A 1,805-nucleotide genomic window follows, 5' to 3' on the forward strand; every position below is an offset into this window, starting at 1 on the left:
ACCCACAGCTGACCGTCCTGGGCCCGGAGGACGGGCAAGACCGGGCCCCCAGCCCCCGCCATGTAGGCTTGAGCCGCCACGCTGAAGGCGGCCCGGTCCGGGGGGAGCCGCAACCGCTTGAGGCAGAGGGGCTCCCCGTCCGCCTCCACCTTCCAGACCGCCTTGGGCCCACCGGCCTGGACGGTCCGGACCTGGCTGGCCACCCGGCCGTAGGCGGCCAGGACCCGCTGGACCGCGGGGTCAGTGCGCATCGTGATCGCCTCCCTGGAGCGGGGCGGGGAGCAGGGACTGGGAGGAGAGGACCTCCCACTTGTGGCGCTCGAAGGCGACCACGTGAGCCAGCCGCTGGAGGAAGCGGTCCTCGCTCCAGGTGGGCTCCCGGCCCCGCCGGTACTTGTCCACTAGCCCGTGGTACAGGTGGGGGAAGATGAGGTCGGCCTGGACCACCTCGTACTCGTCGGGCGCGAGGGGATGCACCTGATGGTACGCGGTGAGCATGGCCGTGGCCAGCTCGTGATCCCACGTCGGGGACCGCTTCAGCACCTTGAGGAGGATCTTCCGGAGGTCCCGGGCCGGGATCTCCACGCTGATGGAGTCCAGATCCAAGACCGCCAGCTCCCCTGTCGGCTCCAGGAGGAGGTTGCCCGCCGCGAAGTCTTGGTGGCAGAGCCCACCGTCCTCCCGGACCCGCTCGGTCCAGCGGTGGTAGGCCGAGCGCTGGAGGCGCTCCAGGGCGGCCCGGGCCGCCTCCACCATCACCGGGTGGTGGGGCCGGGCGGCCTCCCAAAAGGCTCCCTCTCCGAGCGGAAGCTGGAGGGCCTCCAGGCGCTTCAGGTAGAGCTGGGGCCAGCCGCCCAGCTGGATCCGGGCCTCAGGGTAGTCTGCAGCCGAGAAGCCCTTCGAGGCCCGGTGGAACCGGGCCAGACCCTGCAGGATCGCCTCCCGTTCCGCCGGCTCCTCGTACGAGGGGTTCCGCCCCTGGACCCGCTCCATCATGAAGAAGAGCCCCTCGGGGACGGCCACGTAGGGCCGGCCGTCCCGGGTGGGGAGGATGGCCGGCAGGCGGATGCCCTGGGCCCGGAGGTGCTCGGCCGCAGCCAAGACGAAGCGGAGGCGGCCCTCGCTCAGGGGCGACTTCTTCAGGACCCTCCCGCCGTCGGGGGTCTGGACCAGCCAGACCGCCTTCTTCGCCTTCACCGTCTCAGCGACGACGGACGCTTCAGGGCAGTCGTACGCTTCCAGCACCGCGTGGGGCACGTGCCCTTCTACCATATCTGCAACCCTCCAAGAGGACGCCTGGCGCATGGTATGCGGGCCGGTCTCGCTTGGAAATGGCGTTGGAATCCTGGCGGCTTCCCAAATGGGGCCGCATACAATGCGCCATCCAATCCTTGTGGAGGAGGCACGTTCATGAAGTGGCAGGAGGAGGGGTACGGCTCCCGGCAGCAGGCCGCGGATACCCTGAGCGACCTGGCCCGGCGGCTTGCCGAGGGCTCGTTGACGGTGGAGGGTCAGGAGGTCCGGGTCCCGGAGGACGGCCTGGAGTACAAGATCAAGTACTCGGACGACCAGGCGGAGGGTGAGCTCTCTTTCAAGGTGACCTGGACCCAGTAGCCGCCTGGGGATGTAGGGTGGGGGCAGATCCCGTAGGCGGGCCGCACCCAGTGCCGGCCCGCTCAATAGGTTGGAAGGGGGACGCCCCCCATCCCGATGGTCCCCATCGGGACGATGGAATGGAGGGAGAACCGTGACGCATCCCTACACGCCGCCCCCTGACGGCATGCTGGTGGTAGAGACCATCTTGC

General features: G+C 69.6%; 2 protein-coding genes and 1 pseudogene. 1 reads left to right on the forward strand and 2 read right to left on the reverse strand.

Going from position 1 to position 1,805, the window contains the following annotated elements; genetic code table 11:
- Together FWJ67_RS10925 and FWJ67_RS10930 are read right to left on the reverse strand one after the other, a co-directional pair.
- Positions 1–251: pseudogene (locus FWJ67_RS10925) on the reverse strand (hypothetical protein); the annotation flags it as partial.
- Positions 241–1,272, reverse strand: coding sequence for a CotS family spore coat protein (locus FWJ67_RS10930; RefSeq protein ID WP_414482835.1), 1,032 nt, complete (start codon positions 1,270–1,272; stop codon positions 241–243). The pseudogene FWJ67_RS10925 and the gene FWJ67_RS10930, both read right to left, overlap by 11 nt.
- A 138-nt stretch (positions 1,273–1,410) precedes the next feature.
- Between FWJ67_RS10930 and FWJ67_RS10935 the strand changes: the two genes are divergently transcribed.
- The gene (locus FWJ67_RS10935; protein WP_414482836.1) at positions 1,411–1,614 is read left to right on the forward strand and encodes an amphi-Trp domain-containing protein; all 204 of its coding nucleotides are present in this window, start codon (positions 1,411–1,413) and stop codon (positions 1,612–1,614) included.
- Positions 1,615–1,805: the final 191 nt, after the last annotated feature.

The sequence above is a fragment of the Limnochorda sp. genome (genome assembly GCF_047459355.1).
In the GTDB taxonomy this organism is placed as follows: Bacteria; Bacillota; Limnochordia; order Limnochordales; family Limnochordaceae; genus Limnochorda.

What these genes read in the sequence shown, in the direction of transcription:
- FWJ67_RS10930 (WP_414482835.1), bottom strand. Translation starts at nt 1,272, where the DNA reads ATGGTAGAAGGGCACGTGCCCCACGCGGTGCTGGAAGCGTACGACTGC.
- FWJ67_RS10935 (WP_414482836.1), top strand. Translation starts at nt 1,411, where the DNA reads ATGAAGTGGCAGGAGGAGGGGTACGGCTCCCGGCAGCAGGCCGCGGAT.